This window comes from Hyalangium gracile (assembly GCF_020103725.1).
Taxonomy (GTDB): Bacteria; Myxococcota; Myxococcia; order Myxococcales; family Myxococcaceae; genus Hyalangium; species Hyalangium gracile.
Genome location: NZ_JAHXBG010000015.1, coordinates 187,164 through 204,776, shown reverse-complemented (window position 1 = coordinate 204,776; position 17,613 = coordinate 187,164). Strand labels below are relative to the sequence as shown.

The 17,613-nt window shown below is 70.3% G+C and carries 16 protein-coding genes; 5 read left to right on the top strand and 11 right to left on the bottom strand.

Annotation, left to right across the window (positions count from 1 at the left end; translation table 11 throughout):
* The first annotated feature begins 9 nt into the window (after positions 1 to 9).
* A complete protein-coding gene (locus KY572_RS28630) occupies positions 10 to 678 on the top strand; it encodes a hypothetical protein (RefSeq protein ID WP_224246163.1) in 669 nt (222 codons plus the stop codon).
* Between the two features lie 3 nt (positions 679 to 681).
* Here KY572_RS28630 and pyk read toward each other — a convergent pair whose 3' ends face one another.
* The 3 genes from pyk to KY572_RS28615 all read right to left on the bottom strand — a co-directional run bounded on the left by pyk (position 682) and on the right by KY572_RS28615 (position 3,466).
* Complete coding sequence (gene pyk, locus KY572_RS28625; RefSeq protein ID WP_224246162.1) at positions 682 to 2,085, bottom strand: pyruvate kinase; 1,404 nt, start codon at positions 2,083 to 2,085, stop codon at positions 682 to 684.
* Between the two features lie 202 nt (positions 2,086 to 2,287).
* Positions 2,288 to 2,992 (bottom strand): bifunctional nuclease family protein, encoded by a 705-nt coding sequence (locus tag KY572_RS28620; protein WP_224246161.1) that lies wholly within the window; start codon positions 2,990 to 2,992, stop codon positions 2,288 to 2,290.
* A gap of 114 nt (positions 2,993 to 3,106) precedes the next feature.
* A complete protein-coding gene (locus tag KY572_RS28615) occupies positions 3,107 to 3,466 on the bottom strand; it encodes a hypothetical protein (RefSeq protein ID WP_224246160.1) in 360 nt (119 codons plus the stop codon).
* Positions 3,467 to 3,577: 111 nt separating this feature from the next.
* Here KY572_RS28615 and KY572_RS28610 point away from each other — a divergent pair, with 111 nt between their 5' ends.
* A complete protein-coding gene (locus KY572_RS28610) occupies positions 3,578 to 5,392 on the top strand; it encodes an AMP-dependent synthetase/ligase (RefSeq protein ID WP_224246159.1) in 1,815 nt (604 codons plus the stop codon).
* A gap of 80 nt (positions 5,393 to 5,472) precedes the next feature.
* Here the strand turns inward: KY572_RS28610 and KY572_RS28605 are convergent, their stop codons facing one another.
* The 8 genes from KY572_RS28605 to aroF all read right to left on the bottom strand — a co-directional run bounded on the left by KY572_RS28605 (position 5,473) and on the right by aroF (position 13,618).
* Entirely contained in the window at positions 5,473 to 6,777 is a 1,305-nt protein-coding gene (locus tag KY572_RS28605) for a citrate synthase (protein ID WP_224246158.1), read from the bottom strand.
* An 83-nt stretch (positions 6,778 to 6,860) separates the two neighbouring features.
* Positions 6,861 to 8,123, bottom strand: a complete 1,263-nt coding sequence (locus KY572_RS28600) for a 3-phosphoshikimate 1-carboxyvinyltransferase (RefSeq protein ID WP_224246157.1) — start codon at positions 8,121 to 8,123, stop codon at positions 6,861 to 6,863.
* Positions 8,120 to 9,190, bottom strand: coding sequence for a 3-dehydroquinate synthase (locus tag KY572_RS28595; RefSeq protein ID WP_224246156.1), 1,071 nt, complete (start codon positions 9,188 to 9,190; stop codon positions 8,120 to 8,122). Before KY572_RS28595 ends, KY572_RS28600 begins: the two co-directional genes overlap by 4 nt.
* The gene (gene aroC, locus KY572_RS28590) at positions 9,187 to 10,206 is read right to left on the bottom strand and encodes a chorismate synthase (protein ID WP_224246155.1); all 1,020 of its coding nucleotides are present in this window, start codon (positions 10,204 to 10,206) and stop codon (positions 9,187 to 9,189) included. Before aroC ends, KY572_RS28595 begins: the two co-directional genes overlap by 4 nt.
* A complete protein-coding gene (locus KY572_RS28585) occupies positions 10,203 to 11,450 on the bottom strand; it encodes a shikimate dehydrogenase (RefSeq protein ID WP_224246154.1) in 1,248 nt (415 codons plus the stop codon). Before KY572_RS28585 ends, aroC begins: the two co-directional genes overlap by 4 nt.
* Positions 11,447 to 12,046 (bottom strand): shikimate kinase, encoded by a 600-nt coding sequence (locus KY572_RS28580; protein ID WP_224246153.1) that lies wholly within the window; start codon positions 12,044 to 12,046, stop codon positions 11,447 to 11,449. The genes KY572_RS28585 and KY572_RS28580 overlap by 4 nt, the downstream gene beginning before the upstream one ends.
* Positions 12,027 to 12,716, bottom strand: a complete 690-nt coding sequence (ubiE, locus tag KY572_RS28575; protein ID WP_224246152.1) for a bifunctional demethylmenaquinone methyltransferase/2-methoxy-6-polyprenyl-1,4-benzoquinol methylase UbiE — start codon at positions 12,714 to 12,716, stop codon at positions 12,027 to 12,029. Before ubiE ends, KY572_RS28580 begins: the two co-directional genes overlap by 20 nt.
* Positions 12,713 to 13,618, bottom strand: a complete 906-nt coding sequence (aroF, locus tag KY572_RS28570; RefSeq protein WP_224246151.1) for a 3-deoxy-7-phosphoheptulonate synthase — start codon at positions 13,616 to 13,618, stop codon at positions 12,713 to 12,715. Before aroF ends, ubiE begins: the two co-directional genes overlap by 4 nt.
* Before the next feature lie 113 nt (positions 13,619 to 13,731).
* Between aroF and KY572_RS28565 the strand changes: the two genes are divergently transcribed.
* Genes KY572_RS28565 through menH form a run of 3 tightly spaced genes read left to right on the top strand, consistent with a single transcriptional unit; the run spans position 13,732 to position 17,607 of the window.
* Complete coding sequence (locus tag KY572_RS28565) at positions 13,732 to 15,048, top strand: isochorismate synthase (protein ID WP_224246150.1); 1,317 nt, start codon at positions 13,732 to 13,734, stop codon at positions 15,046 to 15,048.
* Positions 15,029 to 16,786 carry a 2-succinyl-5-enolpyruvyl-6-hydroxy-3-cyclohexene-1-carboxylic-acid synthase gene (gene menD / locus KY572_RS28560; protein WP_224246149.1) on the top strand — a complete coding sequence of 586 codons (1,758 nt, stop codon included), beginning with the start codon at positions 15,029 to 15,031 and terminating at the stop codon, positions 16,784 to 16,786. Before KY572_RS28565 ends, menD begins: the two co-directional genes overlap by 20 nt.
* Positions 16,777 to 17,607, top strand: a complete 831-nt coding sequence (gene menH, locus KY572_RS28555) for a 2-succinyl-6-hydroxy-2,4-cyclohexadiene-1-carboxylate synthase (protein WP_224246148.1) — start codon at positions 16,777 to 16,779, stop codon at positions 17,605 to 17,607. Before menD ends, menH begins: the two co-directional genes overlap by 10 nt.
* The last annotated feature ends 6 nt before the right edge of the window (positions 17,608 to 17,613 follow it).

The window sequence follows — 17,613 nt, the reverse complement described above, 5'->3', positions numbered from 1 at the left end:
CCGCGCCCCATGGACGCTCCTTCAGCCTCGCCGCTCTCGTATCAGCCCTATCTGGACCAGCTCACCGCCTTCGGGAGCCAGGAGTCCCGCAAGCCGGACCTCCTCGAGGCGAAGGCGGAGTACTTCCGCCTCACGGGCGAGGTGTTCGAGGACGACAAGATCTTCGAGCTCCGGATGGCGTCCTTCCTGGACTACTACCTCTACGATCGCGTCTCGCCGCTGACGGGGAAGACGCCCGCCGTGGAGCTGTACGAGCAGCGGCTGCAGGCCGCGCCGCCCGAGGAGGCCAACGCCTTCCGCAGCTTCACCGAGACGGTCCACGGGCTGTTCGAGGTCCGCAAGCTGGGCAAGGGCGTCATCCGCCTGCGCGAGCTGTTCTCCGGCAAGGACTTCGACGTCACTGAGCGGCGCAACATCGCCGGCCTGGAGGCAGGCGACGTCATCGAGGCCCGGCTGATCCCCTTCGGCGGGCACCTGCTGTTCTCGGCGGCCTTCTGCTACCACCCGAAGGTGGCGGTGAAGGCCATCAAGGCCGAGGTGAAGCGCCGCAAGAAGAAGGAGCCGGATCGGCCCGCCAAGGAGCTGGTCTGGGACTGCGCCATGCGAGCGCTCAAGGTCGAGCGCTACCGGCAGATCTCCGTCGAGAAGCTCTACGACTTCCAGAACAAGACGCTGTGACGCTCAGATGCGGTGGATGGTCATCATGTTCGTCCGCCCGGGCTCGTTGAGCGGCACGCCCGCGACGATCACCACGGGCTGACCCACCTTGCACAGCCCGTCTTCACGGCACAGCCGGCGCACCTGCTTGAGCATCGCGTCGGTGCTCTGCAGCCGCCCCACCTGTATCCCCTTCACACCCCAGTAGAGCGCCATCCGGTTCACCGTCTCCGGGTTGGGCGTCAGGCCGATGATCTGGGCCCGGGGGCGGAACTCCGCCACCAGCCGCGCGGTGTGGCCGCGCTCGGTGTAGGTGACGATCGTGTCGATGCCGAGCTGCTCGGCCGCCGCCACCGCCGCCGCCGCCACGCCCGTGGACAGGTCATCCCGGCGCTCGGGGATCCGCGGGGGACGCAGGCGCGCGCCCACGCCGCGCTCGGTCTCCTCCACGATGCGCGCCATGGTGGCCGCCGAGTCGATCGGGTAGCGGCCCGCGGCCGTCTCTCCCGAGAGCATGACCGCGTCCGCGCCGTCCAGGATGGCGTTGGCCACGTCGGACACCTCGGCGCGCGTGGGGCGGGGGTTGCCCACCATGCTCTCCAGCATCTCGGTGGCCACGATGACCAGGCCACCCATGCGGTTGACCTCGGCCACCGCCTTCTTCTGGATGCCTGGCAGCTGCTCCAGGGGCATCTCCACGCCCAGATCGCCCCGGGCGATCATCACCCCGTCCGCCACCGCCGCGATGGCCTCCAGGTTCGCCACCGCCTGCGGCTTCTCGATCTTCGCGATGAGCGGCGTGTTCAGCTTCGCCACGTGCTCGCGGGCCTGCTTGATGTCGTCCGCCGTGCGCACGAAGGACAGGGCCACGTAGTCCACGCCGACCTCCTGGCCGAACGCCAGGTCCACCGCGTCCTTCTCCGTGATGGTGGGCACCGAGATGGCGGCCCCGGGCAGGTTGAGGCCCTTGTGGTCCTTCAGCAGCCCGCCCACCTCCACCTTCGCGGTGACGTCCCGGCCCGCCACCCGCAGCACCCGCAGGCGCACGCGCCCGTCGTCCAGCAGGATGGCGTCCCCCCGCTCCACATCCTTCGGCAGCGAGCGGATCGGCGTCGGGATGATCGTCCCCTGGCCCAGCACGGCGCGCGTGGTGACGGTGACGGTCTGCCCGGTCTTCACGATGAGCTGCCCGCCCTCGAACCTGCCCAGGCGGATCTTCGGCCCCTGCACGTCCTGGAGGATGGCCACGGGGAGCCCGAGCTTGCGGGAGACCTTGCGGATCGTGTTCACCCGGCGCCGATGCTCCTCGTGCGTCCCGTGCGAGAAGTTGAGACGGGCCACGTTCATGCCCACCCGGATGAGCCCTTCGATGACTTCCGGCGTATCCGACGAGGGGCCCAGCGTGCAGATGATTTTCGCCTTGTGCATGGGCGCCGCATCCTAGGCGGGGGGAGGGTCCCTTGACAGCCAGGATCGCGGGAGGCGAATGTTCGCCTCACGCGGGCGCCACGGGAATGCGGTCTGCGCGTGGCTACACGTGTCACGTCTTTGAAGGAAAAAGAAAGCCCGGCTTCCCTGGGAGGGGGGGCCGGGCTTTCGTGTGTCGCGCCGCTCGGGTGAAGCGGGCTGTTTAGAGGCTGATCTCCTTGCTCTTGATGGGGGGATGCCCCATGGGCACAGGCTCGAGCTCGGGCTCGACCGGGCCGCTGCCGCCGACGCCAGGGCCCTGGTCCCCGTGCAGCGAGTCGATGTCGTCGCGGTTGATGCCGGCCTGCGAGAGCACCTTGCGCGTGACGCGGATGCGGGCCTTACCGTCCAGCGCCATGGCGATGGAGTCCGCCGGGCGCGCATCCAGCTCCAGGCGCTTCTTGCCCTGCTGGAGGAACACGCGGCCGGTGTAGATGTCGCCTCGCAGGTCGTCGATGCGGACCTCCGTCACGTGCGCGCCCAGCTTGACGACCACGTCGTCCAGCAGATCCTGGGCGAGCGGCTGCGGGGGCTCCATGTGAGCCAGGCGGAAGGCGATGGCCACGGCCGCCGCCTCGTCCACGAAGACGGGCAGGACGATCTGGCCGTCCTCCGTGGAGAGCACCACGGCGTGCGTCTGGGCCTCCTCCAGGGGCACCACGTCACGAACCACGAGCTCGACGAGCTCCTTGCACGCGGCGGGATCGCCGCCCTCCTCGGTGATGCAGGGCTCCGCGCCAGTCAGGGGCGGCGGTGCGGCATGCGCCGGTTGGGCGGAGAATGCGGGAAGGAATAACAGGCCCACCAGCGCCAGCACCACGGCGGAGATGGGAGCGAGAAACAGACTGGCGCGGTTGGGTGTTTTCACACTCCAAACGTACGCACCGCGTCCCCGACGGCGAGGGCACGAAACGTGCCCGGTCGCTCTACGGCCTGTCAGTCAGCCAACTGGGACGGAGGGCAGGCAGGCAGGCACGGCGCTCTAGCGCTCGTCGTCCTCGTCCTCGTCGTAGTCCTCGTCGTCCTCGACGTCCTCGTCCTCGTCGAAGTCGAGCTCGTCATCATCCTCCTCGGACTCCTCCTCCTCGTCGTCCTCCTCCTCGTCCTCGAGCTCGTCCTCGAGATCCTCGGATTCGAGCGTCATGCTGACGGAGAACTTCTTGCTCATGACGGCGATCTGAGCGCGCATCTCCGTGAGCGCCGCGACGAAGTCCTCGGAGAGGTTGGCGGGGGCCTTCGCGTCGCAGTGAGGGCAGACCAGCTTCTCCGTCCCCTCGATGAGATCCTGCGCGTCCAGCTCGAAGCTCGCCTCGCACTTCTGACAGGTGAAGTCGATGCTCATGGTCGTTGCGCGGAATACATAGCCCCCCAGTCGCCTGTCAACGTCCGAGACGCTCCAGGTGGTCCGGATGACATGGTCCCCGCCTCCCGGTTTCTGTAGCCTGCCGCCTCCATGGAACAGCCCAAGACGATGGTGCATGTGCTCCACGAGCAGGCCACGCGGCACGAACATCGCCCGGCGCTCTGGAGACGGCGAGGCAGGACGTATGTGCCCACCTCCTGGCGGGAGTACGCCCAGCGCGTCACCCGGTTCGCGCTGGGGCTGCACTCGCTGGGCTTCAAGCCCCAGGGGGTGCTGGCCATCCAGAGCTTCAATCGCGAGGAGTGGCTGGTGGCGGATCTGGCCGCGATGGCGCTCGGCGGGGTGCCCATGGGCATCTACACCACCAGCAGCGCGGAGCAGATCGAGTACATCCTCCAGCACTCCGAGGCGGAGTTCGTCCTGGTGCAGAACGAGAAGTACCTCTCCGGGATGATGGCGCTCCGGGAGCGGCTGCCCCGGCTGCGCCACATCATCGTCATGGATCCGCCCGAGAAGCTGCCGGAGGGCGTGCTGCGCTACTCGGAGGTGCTGGAGCTGGGCACCGGCGCGGACGAGGGGCCCTACTGGGAGCGCGTCAACGCGCTGAAGAGTGAGGGGCTGGCCACCCTCATCTACACCTCGGGGACGACGGGAAACCCCAAGGGGGTGATGCTCACCCACCACAACCTGGTGTGGACGGCGGAGAAGCTCGTCCAGGCGGTGCACTTCGGCGAGGAGCGGCGGATGCTCTCGTATCTGCCGCTATCGCACATCGCCGAGCAGGTGCTGTCGCTCCACGGCCCGCTGCTGCTGGGAGCGCAGGTGTTCTTCGCGGACTCCTTCGAGGCGGTGCCGGAGAACCTGAAGGAGGCGCGGCCCACCTTCTTCTTCGGCGTGCCCCGCGTGTGGGAGAAGTTCAAGGCGAAGGCGGAGAAGGGGATGCAGGAGCAGCCGGCGGTGCGCCAGAAGGTGCTGGCGTGGGCGCGCGGCGTGGCCACGCGCTACCACACGCTGGCGCTGCGCCACGAGAAGGTGCCCCTGGCGCTGGAGGCGCAGTACCGGCTGGCCCAGCGCCTGGTGTTCGCGCCGCTGCACCAGCGCATCGGCTTCGACAAGGTGGAGTACTTCTCCGTGGGCGCGGCGCCCATCGGGCGGGACGTGCTGGACTTCTTCGCCTCCATCGACATCGTCATCCGCGAGGTGTGGGGCATGTCCGAGCTGACGGGCCCCGCGACGATCAACACCGTGGAGGCCACCAAGCTGGGCAGCGTGGGGCGGCCCATGGTGGGCGTGGAGGTCCGCATCGCCGAGGATGGGGAGATCCTCGTGCGCGGCGGCAACGTGTGCCACGGCTACTACAAGGACGCCAACGCCACCGCGGAGCTGCTGGAGGATGGGTGGCTGCACACCGGGGACGTGGGCATGCTGGACGGCGAGGGCTATGCCCACATCACCGGCCGCAAGAAGGAGATCATCGTCACCTCCGGCGGGAAGAAGTCGGCGCCCGGCAACATCGAGACGCTGCTCAAGGCCGTGCCGCCGGTGAGCCAGGCCGTGGTGATTGGTGATCGGCGCAACTACCTGGTGGCGCTGCTGACGCTGGACGCGGAGGCCGCGCAGGCGCTGGCCCGGGAGAAGGGCTGGCCCACGGAGCCGGCCGCGCTGGCCAACGAGCCGCGGCTGCACCAGTACCTGGAGCAGGCCATCGAGCGGGACGTCAACCCGAAGCTGGCCCGCTTCGAGACGATCAAGCGCTTCAAGATCCTCCCGAAGGACTTCTCCATCGACGCGGGGGAGATGACGCCCAGCCTGAAGGTCCGCCGCGGCATCGTGGAGAAGAAGTACGCCGCCGACATCGAGTCCCTGTACGCGGAGAGCGCTTCCTCCGAGGCCCAGGCGGGCTGAGGGCCCTGAAAGCAAAAGGGGCGGGGGACCGAAGTCCCTCGCCCCTCTCGTGCCTCAGGCCGTGGCCTGGCGCGCCGGCACTACTTGGTGGCGGTGCGCTTGTCCATGGAGACGTAGTCGCGGCGCTTGGAGCCCGTGTAGACCTGGCGCGGCCGGGCGATCTTCTGCTCCGGATCCTTCACCATCTCCTCCCACTGGGCGCACCAGCCGACCGTGCGCGGGATGGCGAAGAGGACGGGGAACATCTCCACCGGGAAGCCCATCGCCTCGTAGATGAGGCCCGAGTAGAAGTCCACGTTCGGGTAGAGCTTGCGCTTGACGAAGTACTCGTCCTGCAGGGCGATGCGCTCGAGCTCCACGGCGATGTCCAGCAGCGGGTTCTTGCCCGTCACGTCGAACACCTCGTCCGCCACGCGCTTGATGACCTTGGCGCGCGGGTCGTACGACTTGTAGACGCGGTGGCCGAAGCCCATCAGCTTCTTCTCGCCCTCGCCGCTCTTCACCGCCTTGATGAAGTCGGGGATCTTCGAGACGTGGCCGATCTCGCGCAGCATGCGGAGCACGGCCTCGTTGGCGCCGCCGTGCAGCGGGCCGTAGAGCGCGCCGATGCCCGCGCTCACCGCCGAGTACGGATCCACCTCGGAGGAGCCCACCGTGCGCACCGAGGTGGTGGAGCAGTTCTGCTCGTGGTCGGCGTGGAGGATGAAGAGCAGGTCGAGCGCGCGCTCCAGCGTCGGGTGCACCTTGTAGGTGGCCGTGCCGATGCGGCGGATCATCGCCAGGAAGTTGGCGACGTAGGACAGATCATTGTCCGGGTAGATGTAGGGCAGGCCCATGCTGTGCCGGAACGAGAAGGCGGCAATGGTGGGCATCTTGGCGATGAGCCGGGTGATCTGGATGCGGCGGCTCTGCTCGTCCTTGGTGTTCTTGGCGTCCGGGTAGAAGCCGGAGAGCGCCGCCACCGTGGAGGCCAGCATGGACATGGGGTGCGCGTCGTAGCGGAACCCGTCCATGAAGGTCTTGATGTTCTCGTGCACGTACGTGTGGTGCGTCACGAGGTGGATGAACTGCTCGAGCTCCTTCGGGGTGGGCAGCTCGCCGTTGAGCAGCAGGTAGGCCACCTCGAGGAAGGATGACTTCTCCGCGAGCTGCTCGATGGGGTAGCCGCGGTACTCCAGGATGCCCTTGTCGCCGTCGATGTACGTGATGGCGCTGCGACAGTTGGCGGTGTTCAGGAACGCCGGGTCGTAACCCATCAGACCGAAGTCTTCCTCACTGACCTTGATCTGCCTGAGCGCGTGAGTGCGAATACAGCCATTCTCGATCGGGACTTCGTACGTCTTCCCGGTCCGGTTGTCCGTGATCGTCAGCGTGTCCTTGGGCATGGGCGGGAGATTTCACGGGGACCCAAGTGCTTTCAACAAAAAAGATCACCCCTTGCCTGCTCCCGACACTGCGACTTGAAGGATCATTCAGATAGGCGTACACCCACCCGTTCCACCTGCCTCCAGAAACCGGGAAAGCTCTTCTCCACGCACTCGGGTCCGGTGAGCGTCAGGCGGGCTCCCGAGAGGATGGAGAGGGTGGCGGACACCATGGCGAGCCGGTGGTCGCCTCGGCTGTCCATGGCGAAGTGGGCCGGAGGGGCCTTGGGAGGCGTGATGGTCAGCGTCTCACCCTCCAGGGTGGTGGTTCCCCCGTAGGCGGACACCAGGGTGCGGATGCCCTCCAGCCGGTCACTCTCCTTGAGGCGGAGGATGCCCACGTCCGTCAGGGTGGACGGGCGCGGCAGCACGCAGGCGAGCGCGGCCAGGGTGGGGAGCAGGTCCGGGCACTCCTTGCCGGAGGCCACCAGCCCGTCGCGCGCCTGCCCCTCCATGCGCATGGACAGGTCCGGCCCCGGGACGGGAGTGAGGCCCGCGGGCTGCACCAGGCGCAGGATGGCCTGGTCCGGGTGGGCGCTGGAGGGGTCGGCCCGCTCCACGCTGCCGCCGGTACGCCAGGCGATGAGGAGCAGGTAGCCCAGCGAGGACCAGTCTCCCGGCATGGGCGGGGCGCTCTTGGAGGCCTGGTGGGCCGTCACCGTGAAGCGCGAGCCGCTCTCCTCCACGGTGAAGCCGAAGCGCCGCAGCCACGAGACGGTGAGCTCCAGGTAGCCGGCGCTCGTCAGCGTGCCTTGAATCTCCACGCTCCAGGGGCGGTGCTCGCGCAGGAAGAGGGCCGCGCAGCCCAGGAGGAGGCTGGAGGCGTACTGGCTGCTCTGGTCTCCGGGCACTCGGAAGACGGGCTCACCTGTCTTGGTGGGGGCGCGGATCTCCACGGGCCAGGGGGAGCCCTCGGTGAGCGAGAGCCCCGAGGGGCCCAGGGCCTCGCGGAGGGACTTGAAGAGCGGGCCGTGGGGGCGCTCGCCCAGGCGCGGGGTACCGGTGAGGCGCACGTGGACGCCCGGCGTCACCGCCGACTGGGTGACGAGGATGCGGAACGGGGCGCCTCCGTCCGCGCAGTCCACGTCCCGCAGGGGGCCGGCGGGCTGGCGCAGGGCCTCCACGCCTCGCTTGAGGACGCGGACGTCCGCGGGCAGGTCTGTCTCCGCCTCGGACTGGAGCGCGGCCAGGGGCCAGTGGCCCGTGAGGTGCGCCAGCACCATGGCGCGCTGGGCGTCCGACTTGGAGACGGGAGGGATGAGGCTCGCGGCCTTCAGGTGGGAGGGGTCGACGTGGAGCTGACTCATGGGCGGGTTCCCTGCTTCCAGGCGGGCCAGAGGTTGCGCCAGGTGGCCTCGGCGACGTCCAGGATCTCGAAGGCGCCGATGGCGGTGAGGAGCACCATGCGCAGCTCGCCCGACCTGCCGGCCTTCTTGTCGGCGGCGAGCAGCTCCACCACGTCCTGGACGGGCGCGCGGCGGAGCAGGGCGGCGATCCGGTCTCGACCGAGCACGCCGGGGCCCTGGCGCAGGGCCTCCTCGACCTGGGTGGCCACCTTCTCGGGCGTCACGCCCATGGCCCGGCCGACATCCAGCGCGCAGAGCATGCCCAGGCCCACCGCGTCCCCGTGGGACAGCTTGAAGCGGGACAGGCTCTCCAGCACGTGGCCGAAGCTGTGGCCGAAGTTGAGCACGCGGCGCAGGCCGGTCTGCTCATAGGGGTCCTGCGCGCAGACGCTCTCCTTGAGGCGCCGCGCGTCCTTCACGAGCTTGTCCAGCGCGGGCGGCTTGCGCATGTAGCGGCGGAAGAGGGGACCGTCGAGGCAGACCACCATCTTCCAGGCCTCGATGGCGCCCTCGCGGTGCTGGGCCTCGGAGAGCGAGGTGAACAGCTCCGGGCAGATCCACGACTCGTCCGCGTAGTGGAAGACGCCCGCGGGGTTCTTCACCACGCGCCCGCGCAGGATGAGGTCCACCGCGCCCTTGCCGCCCAGGCTGCTGTCCACCGCCGCCAGCAGGGTGGTGGGCACCTGCACCAGCCGCACCCCGCGCTTGAGCAGGTGCGCGGCCACGGTGACGACGTCGCCGATGGTGCCACCGCCCACGGCCAGCAGCGTCCCGGAGCGGGGCAGGGTGAGCCCTCCGGAGAGCACCTTCTCCAGGGAGGCGAAGTTCTTGGCCCGCTCGCCTCCGGTGATCTGGACGATGGCGCGAGGGTTGCGCGCCTCGAGCGCCGGGATGAGGCCGGGGTGGTGTCGGGCCACCGTCTTGTCCACGACGGCGACGCTGCCCTCGGGCAGCCGCTGCGACAGCTTCGGGAAGGAGCCCCAGTGATCGGTTGCGGGCTTGTACGCGCCGGGTGGAAGGAAGCTCATGCTGTGTGGGGGAAGGCGTTCATCTGCAGGACGAGATCGGCGATCACCAGGGACACCATCGCCTCGAGCACGGGGACGGCGCGGGGCATGATGCACGGATCATGACGCCCGCCCTTCGCGTGGTCCGCGAGCGTGGCGGGAGGCTTGAAGAATGCGCGCACCTGCATGGGCTCGCCGTTGGCCAGGCCGCCCTGGATGCCTCCGTACGTCTCCTTCTTGGAGTGGAAGACGGTCCCGGGCTGCTCGATCCGGGCGAGCAGGTCCGGCGGGCCCCAGACGACGCCCGTCACCGCGCCCACGCTGCCCAGTGCCTGGGCGATGAGCGCCTTGAGCTTGCCGAAGATGGGCTCTCCGAGGCCGACCGGCAGGCCCTCGACGCGGATGTCGATGGAGCCTCCCAGGCTGTCGCCGGCCTCCTTCGCCGCGAGGATGCGCCGGGACATCTCCTCACGCACCACCGGGTCCGGGCAGCGCGTGGCGTGCTCGTCCACCTGGGCTCGCGTGAGGCCGGACTCGGGCACCGCCGCCACGAGGTTTCCCACCTGGGAGACCCAGCCCACCGTGCGGACCCGGGGCAGATCCCGCGCCAGGTACGCCTCGGCGATGGCTCCTCCGATGACGCGGCAGAGGGTTTCACGGCCGCTCGTGCGCCCGCCGCCGCGGTGGTCGCGGTGCTTGTAGCGCTCGCGCCACACCGCGTCCGCGTGGCCGGGCCGGTCCTCCGTCTTCAGCTTGTCGTAGTCGCCCGAGCGCTGGTTCGTGTTGCGGACGATGGCCGCGATGGGCGTGCCCAGCGTCTTGTTCTCGAAGACGCCCGAGAGGATCTCCACCTGGTCCGGCTCGGCGCGGGCGGTGGTGATGGCGGACTGGCCCGGACGGCGGCGGTCCAGCGCGGCCTGGATCTGCTCGCGCGTCAGCGGGACTCCGGCGGGGCAACCATCGATGATCGAGCCCAGCGCGGGCCCGTGGCTCTCGCCGAAGGTGGTGAGACGGAAGAGGACTCCCAGAGTGTTCATGTCGCTGTCTCCCAGAGTTCGCGCTGTCGACGGGCCTGCGCGATGAACCACGCCGCGCCCAGCATGACCGGAGTGCCCCCTCGGCGCGAGATCTCCTTGGCGATGTGTCGCCCTGGGGCGCCGTAGGCAATGATGGCCACGCGGGCCCCATCGAAGCGCAGCCCCTCGGGCGGGGGGATCCGGTCCGGCCAGGTCCACACGCCGACTCCCGAGAGCGGCTTGTCGATCTCCGCCCGCTTGAGGACGCGCAGCTTGCAGCCCAGCTCGTCCGAGACAGCACGGAGCGCGGCGGTCGAGCCACCATCCCCCAGCACGAAGGCCTCACGGGGCGTCCCGAGCCGCTTGAGGACGGCGCGCGCGCCCTCGACGTCGGTGTTGAAGGACTCCCAGCGGTTGCCTCGGCGGACCAGCGTGTTGATGGCCTCCAGCGGCGACTTCGTGTGCTCGGCCAGGCGCTTCTTGAAGGGGCTGGTGACGGCGAAGCCCGCGTAGTGGGGGCGCAGCGCCTCGACGAGCGCCTCGAGGGGCGAGTCCTCGGGCAGATCGATGCGGTCGAAGGGCTGACGGTGGATGCGCGGTGAGCGCGAGTGGGGGATCGACGTCCCGAGGATGCCCCGGCGCAGGCCCGTGGCTCCTCCGGGGGCACGCGCCTCGCGGAACGCATCATCCAGGAGCCGCTGGCCGGGGGCCGCGCTCCAGCTTCCTCCTGCCGCCACGTAGTCCAGGGCGTTCTTGCGAGCCAGCACGGCCCGGAAGGGGAGCGCCGTAGGGCCCATGCCGAGCACCGTCACGCGCCCCGCGCCGAAGCGCTCGATGAGGCGCGCCTGGGTCTCGAAGAGCCGCTCTGCTTGCGAGGGCTCCCCGAGCGGCTCGACGTGCTTCACCCAGGCCGTGGCGGGCAGGTCCTGCGCCCAGAGCTTCAGGGCCTCCTCGGTGGAGAGCGGGCGCTCGGCGTGGTGCGAGGCCACCAGCTTCGTGGCCGGCGCGTCCACGGAGACCGTCACGTCCCGGTCCACATAGGTGGAGGTCTCCACCCAGACGGAGGGGAGGGGACGGCCTCGCTCGGACACGAGCAGCGGCAGCACGCGGGCCAGCGCGGCGACGTCCACGGCCTCGGGCGCGTGCAGATCCGTCCGCACCTCCAGGATGTTCGCTCCCCGGCGGCGCACCTCTTCGGCGAAGCGCACGGCCTCCGCGCCCTGGAGCGTGGGAGGCAGCGTGACGACGCGTCGGGCGGAATTCATGGCGTCACCTCTCGCCAGAGGGCCCGGAGGAAGTCCACCAGGGGCACGGTCGGGACGCGGGAGTGCAGGGCTTCGCGCTCGTGGAACACGTGGGCGATCTCCTCCTCCAAGGTAACGCCGGGCCGGAGCCGGGGCCGGGACGTATCCGCCAGCAGGCGCTCCCGGTAGGTCTCGAAGGAGACCGGGACGACCAGGGTGAACATTCCCGCCAGCGCCTCCGGGTGGTGCGAGAGGAACCCGCCTCCCACGGCCACCAGGCTCCCCGGAGGGACGGCCAGGAGCGCCTGGCGCTCGGCGGCTCGGAATGCCTGGGGATCCTCGGCGACCCAGGTGCGCAGCGAGCGGCCGGTGGCCGACTCCAGCTCCCGGTCCAGGTCCAGCCCGGTCCGGCCGAGCAGCCGCCCGACCAGGGGCAGCACCCGTGTCTTGCCGGCGGCGCGGTGGCCGGCGATCACCACCGTCTGCCCTGGAGCCGGCAGGGCACCGGGAGTCGGCGCGGCGAGCGCCTCCCTCAGCTGCGGCTGGAGGCGCGGATCCAGACTGTCGATGAGCTGTTCGAGGAGGTGGCGCCGTGCGTCAGCGGACAGTTCCGACATAGACGTAGGATGTCCCAAACGTCAGCGGATGGGCTACACGTTCGCGATACACCCCGGCCTGATCCATGAGCGCAAGGAATCGCTCCCCCGAGGGAAAGGCCGCCGCGGTGCGAGGCAGGTACTCGTAGGCCGCGCGGTTTCCGGTGAGCAGGCCGCCGATGGCCGGCATGATCGTCCTGCTGTAGAAGCGGAAGAGGGCGCCGAAGAGCCCCGAGGGCTGGCCGAACTCGAGCACCACCACGCGCCCGCCCGGCTTCACCACCCGCCCCATCTCCTTCAGGCACTTCACCGGGTCATCCACGTTGCGGATGCCGAAGGCGATCGAGGCCACGTCGAAGGAGGCATCGGCGAAGGGGAGCGCCATCGCATCTGCCACCTGGAAGTCCACCGCGAGCCCCGCCTGTGAGGCCTTCGCGGGCGCGGCCTGCAGCATCTCCGGGCAGAAGTCCGTGCCGACGACGGTGCCGGACACGCCGACCTTCCGCTTGAACACCAGCGCGAGATCCCCCGTGCCGGTGGCGCAGTCGAGGACGCGGTCGCCCTCCTTGGCGCCGCTGTAGCGCACGGCGGCGCGGCGCCACACCCGATGGACGCCGAGGGACAGCACCTCGTTCGTCACGTCGTAGCGCGGCGCGATCGAGGAGAACATCTGCCGGACTTCCGTGCTCATCTTACCCCCACCAACTGAGCCGGGCTCTCCGGCCGCCAGAGATGACGATCCACCGCCTGCAGCACCGCGGGGAGCCGCCGCATCAACTCCTGGAAGCGCTCGGGCGTGAGCGCCTGCGCCCCATCACACAGCGCGCGCTCCGGCCACGGGTGGACCTCCACCAGCAGCCCGTCCGCGCCCGCCGCCGCCGCCGCCAGGGACATGGGCACCACCAGCTTCGGGTCTCCCGTCGCGTGCGAGGGGTCCACGATGACCGGCAGGTGCGTGCGCTCCTTCACATAGGCCACCGCCGCCAGATCCAGCGTGTTGCGCATGGCCGGCTCGAAGGTGCGGATGCCGCGCTCGCAGAGCATCACCTGTTCGTTGCCACCGTCCAGCACGTACTCGGCGGCCATCAGCCACTCCTCGATGGTGGCGGCCAGCCCTCGCTTGAGCAGCACCGGCCTGCGCACCTTCCCCAGCGCGCGCAGCAGGGTGAAGTTCTGCATGTTGCGCGCGCCCACCTGGAGGATGTCCGCGTACTCCGCCATGAGCGGCAACTGCGAGGCATCCATCACCTCGCTGATGAGCGGCAGCCCGTGGCGCCGGCCCGCTTCGGCCAGCAGATGCAGCCCCGGCTCACCCAGTCCCTGGAAGGAGTAGGGGCTCGTGCGGGGCTTGAAGACGCCCCCTCGCAGGACATGGGCTCCGGCCGCCGCCACCGCCGCCGCTGTCCGCTCCGTCTGCTCCGCGTCCTCCACGGCGCACGGTCCGGCCATCACCACGAAGCCTGGCCCTCCAACTTCCACCCGGCCCACCTGGATACAGGTCCCCTCGGGACGCGCGTCTCGCTGGACGCGGCTCGGCCCTGGCTTGGGGGGCGCATTCCCGTGCGCAGCCTCCTCGGTCCGCCTTCCGCCCACATGGCCTCCGCAGTCGAGTTCACATGGTTTTGAACTCCGTGTGCATGTATATCCGGAATCGCGTAGAAGACAACCTGGGGTGATGGGTGCACCACCCCCGATGAGAGATGCTGATGACGACGCTCAATCCCGCTAAGGGGCAGCGCTGGGTGGCCAGGATGATGTTGCTGGCCTCGGCGGATCCGCTTGCGGGAGCGAACCTCCTGGGTGTGCCGTCCCTGTACTGGGAGCGGCCGCTGGCGCAGGAGGCCATCGCGGGCTGGGGCGAGGCCGCGGTGATGGAGGCCCACAGCGCCGCCGAGGCGGCGGAGGTGCTCGGCACGCTCGCCTCGCAGGTGGAGCTGCGCTGGCTGGGCGAGGCCCCCGAATGGCTGCCCGGGCCGTGGTTCGGAGGCATGCGCTTCGCCTCGACGGCTCCTTCGGATGCGGACTGGCAGGCGCACGGCTTTGGCCGCTGGACGCTGCCGGAGCTGCTGGCCTGGCGTGTCGACAAGGGTGTGGTGGTGGCCGCCTTCGCTCCGGAGGAGGCGGGGGGCGAGGATCTGGTGCGCTCCCGGCTGGAGCGGGTGGGCGCGAACTTCCCGAGCGAGTACCGCCATCCGCGGGGGGGGGCCGTCTCGCTCAAGCTCTCCTCGTCTCGCCGGGACTTCGAGACGCGAGTGGATCGGGCGCTGGAGGCCATCTCCGCCGGGCGGCTGCAGAAGGTGGTGATGGCGCGGGCCGTGGAGGCCGAGGGGCCTCGCCCGTTCGAGCTGGTGGATGTGCTGGCCCGCCTGCGCGAGCAGAACCCGCGCTGCGTCACCTTCCTCTTTAGAGCGCCGGGAGGCGTGGCCTTCCTGGGCGCCACGCCGGAGACGCTCTGCCGCGTCCAGGGGCGGGTGCTGGAGACGGAGGCGCTGGCGGGCTCCGCGGCACCCGGGCAGGCCGAGGGGCTGGGCGGGAGCGACAAGGATCGCCGCGAGCACGACTCGGTGGTGCGCTTCATCCTCTCGGCGCTGCGGCCCATCGCCGAGCGAACGACGGCGGATGCCGAGCCCGCGCTGCTGACGCTGAAGAATGTCGTTCACCTGCGCACGGGCATCCGCGCGGAGCTGCACGAGGGCGTGAGCCCGGCACAGGTGGTGGCGGCGCTGCACCCCACGCCCGCGGTGGGCGGTGTCCCGAGGGACCACTCCCTGGGCTTCCTGCACGAGCACGAGGCGCTGGATCGGGGCTGGTACGCGGGGCCGGTGGGATGGATCGGGCCGTCCGGAGCGCACTTCGCGGTGGCGCTGCGCTCGGCGCTGGTGCGAGGCGCGCATGCGCGGCTCTTCGTGGGCGCGGGAATCGTCCAGGGCTCCAGCGCGGCGGCCGAGTGGCGTGAGACGGAGATGAAGAGCTTGGCGATGCTCCGGGCTCTCGGAGGCGGAGATGTCCGACGCGAACCTTAACCAGCTCTGGGCTCGGGCCCTGCTGGAGGAACTGGTGCGCGGCGGCGTACGTCACGCCGTGGTGTGTCCGGGCTCGCGCTCCTCGCCGCTGGCGGTGGCGTGCCAGCGGGTGGAAGGGCTGAAGACCTGGTCCATCATCGACGAGCGCAGCGCCGGCTTCTTCGCGCTGGGCGTGGGCAAGCACTCGCGCGCGCCGGCGGTGCTGGTGGCCACCAGCGGCACGGCCGGAGCGCACTTCTATCCGGCGGTGATCGAGGCGGCGATGTCCAACGTGCCGCTCATCGTCCTCACCGCGGACCGGCCGCTGGAGCTGCAGGGGTGGGGCGCGCCGCAGACGATTCCCCAGGGGCGCCTGTTCGGTGACTTCTCCCGCCTCTTCGCGGACGTGGGCCTGCCCGAGGCGAGCGACGTGGCCCTGCTGCACCTGCGCGCCACCGCGGCTCGGGCCGTGGGGGCGGCGCTTCGGGCGCCTCGCGGGGCCGTGCACCTGAATGTCCCCTTCCGGGAGCCGCTGGCTCCGCTGCCGGAGTCCTTCGGCGAGGAGCGCCTGTCCGTGCTCTCGAAGGAGGGGCGTGCCGGGGCGCCGCTGACCGCCATCGCTCCGTCCGCTCGCCAGCCGGCGCCGCATGCCATCGATGAGGTGCGCCGCCGCATCGCCGACGTGGAGCGGGGGCTCATCGTCTGTGGCCCTCGCGACGAGGAGGACGGCTTCGCCGAGGCCATCACCGCGCTCTCGCATGCCACGGGGTATCCGGTCATCGCCGAGGCGGCCTCGCAGGCCCGCTATGGAGGAGGCGCCGCGACGCTCTCCATGTATGACGCGATCCTCCGGCACGTCCCCTTCGCCCAGACGCACAAGCCGGACCTGGTGCTGCGCTTCGGTGGCGGGCTGACGCCCAAGGGGCCGCAGCAGTGGCTCGATGCCACCGGAGCGCACATCGTCCTCTTCAGCGACGACGGCTCGCTCTTCGATCCGGCCCACCGGGCCTCGCAGGTCATCGAGGGCTCGGCCGTGGCCGCGTGCGAGGCGCTCTCGCGCGGGGTGTCTCGCGGCATGGGGCGCTGGGCCCAGATCTTCCTCCACGCCGAGCGGCAGGCCCGCAACGCCCTCGAGGCCGCGTTCGCCGAGCAGCCGGAGCTGACCGAGCCGCGCATCGCCCGCGAGGTGGTGGCCGCGCTCCCTTCAGGCGCGAATCTCTTCGTCTCCAGCAGCATGCCCATCCGGGACGTGGACGCCTTCGCGCCGGGGAGCGCCATGCCGCTGCGCGTCCTGGCCAACCGCGGGGCCAACGGCATCGACGGCATCGTGTCCAGCGCGCTCGGGGTGGCGGCGTCCTCGGGGCGGCCGACGGTGCTGCTCACGGGCGATCTGGCCTTCCTGCACGACGTGGGCGGCCTGCTCACCGCGCGCCGCCATGAGCTCTCGCTCACCGTGGTGGTGGTGAACAACGACGGGGGCGGCATCTTCTCCTTCCTGCCCATCGCCCAGGCCACGGAGCACTTCGAGCCCCTCTTCGGCACCCCGCACGGCCTGGACCTCTCGCACGCCGCGTCACTCTATGGTGCGGAATTCCACCGTCCCGACTCGCCGCCGGCACTTCGCGCCTCGGTCAAGGTAGGCTTGGAGGGCGGGCTGCACCTCATCGAGGTTCGGACTGACCGGGCCCGCAACGTGGAACAGCATCGGCAGCTCTTCGCGCGGATCGCGACCGCGCTGGGAGAAGATCCATGGGCGTGACCCTGGCATACAGCACCTGGGGAGAGGGCTCTCGGCCTCTCGTGCTCCTGCACGGCTTCACGGGCAACCGTTCCTCCTTCGATCACCTGCGCCCGTTGCTGGGCGGCGCGGTGAAGGCGATCGCGGTGGATCTGCCGGGCCATGGCGAGACGCCGCTGCCCCAGCGCAAGGGCCGCGAGGGCTTCATCGAGACGGTGGAGGCGGTCGTCAAGCTGGTGCAGGAGCTCGGTGTGCCCTCGGTGGATGTGCTGGGCTACTCGATGGGGGCGCGCATCGCGCTCGCGGCCGCGCTCCACACGCCGGTGCGCTTCGGCCGCGTCATCCTGGAGAGCGGCTCGCCGGGCCTGCACCGCCGCATGGAGCGCGCCGAGCGACGCGAGTCGGACGGCCGGCTGGCGACGCTGCTGCGCTCCAAGGGCGTCGAGGCCTTCGTGGAGCACTGGGAGTCCCAGCCCCTGTTCGACAGCCTCAAGCGGCTGCCTCCAGAGCGGCTCTCGGCCCTGAGAGAGCGCCGCAGGCAGTGCACGGCCGACGGGCTCGTGGGCGCGCTGGGGCGCCTGGGGCTCGGCTTCCAGCCAGACTACTGGCCGGAGCTGCACCGCCAGCGCCTGCCCACGCTGCTGCTCACCGGCGGGCTGGACGACAAGTTCACGCACATCGCGCGCAAGATGGCGACCGAGCTGCCCGTGGTCTGGCGGCACACCTTCCCGAACTGCGGGCACGCGCCGCACCTGGAGGCGCCGGAGGACTACGCGCGCGAGGTGCGCTCCTTCCTGCAGACCCCCTGGTACGAAGCGCCCGATTTCGAAGTCCACCTGTGAGTCACC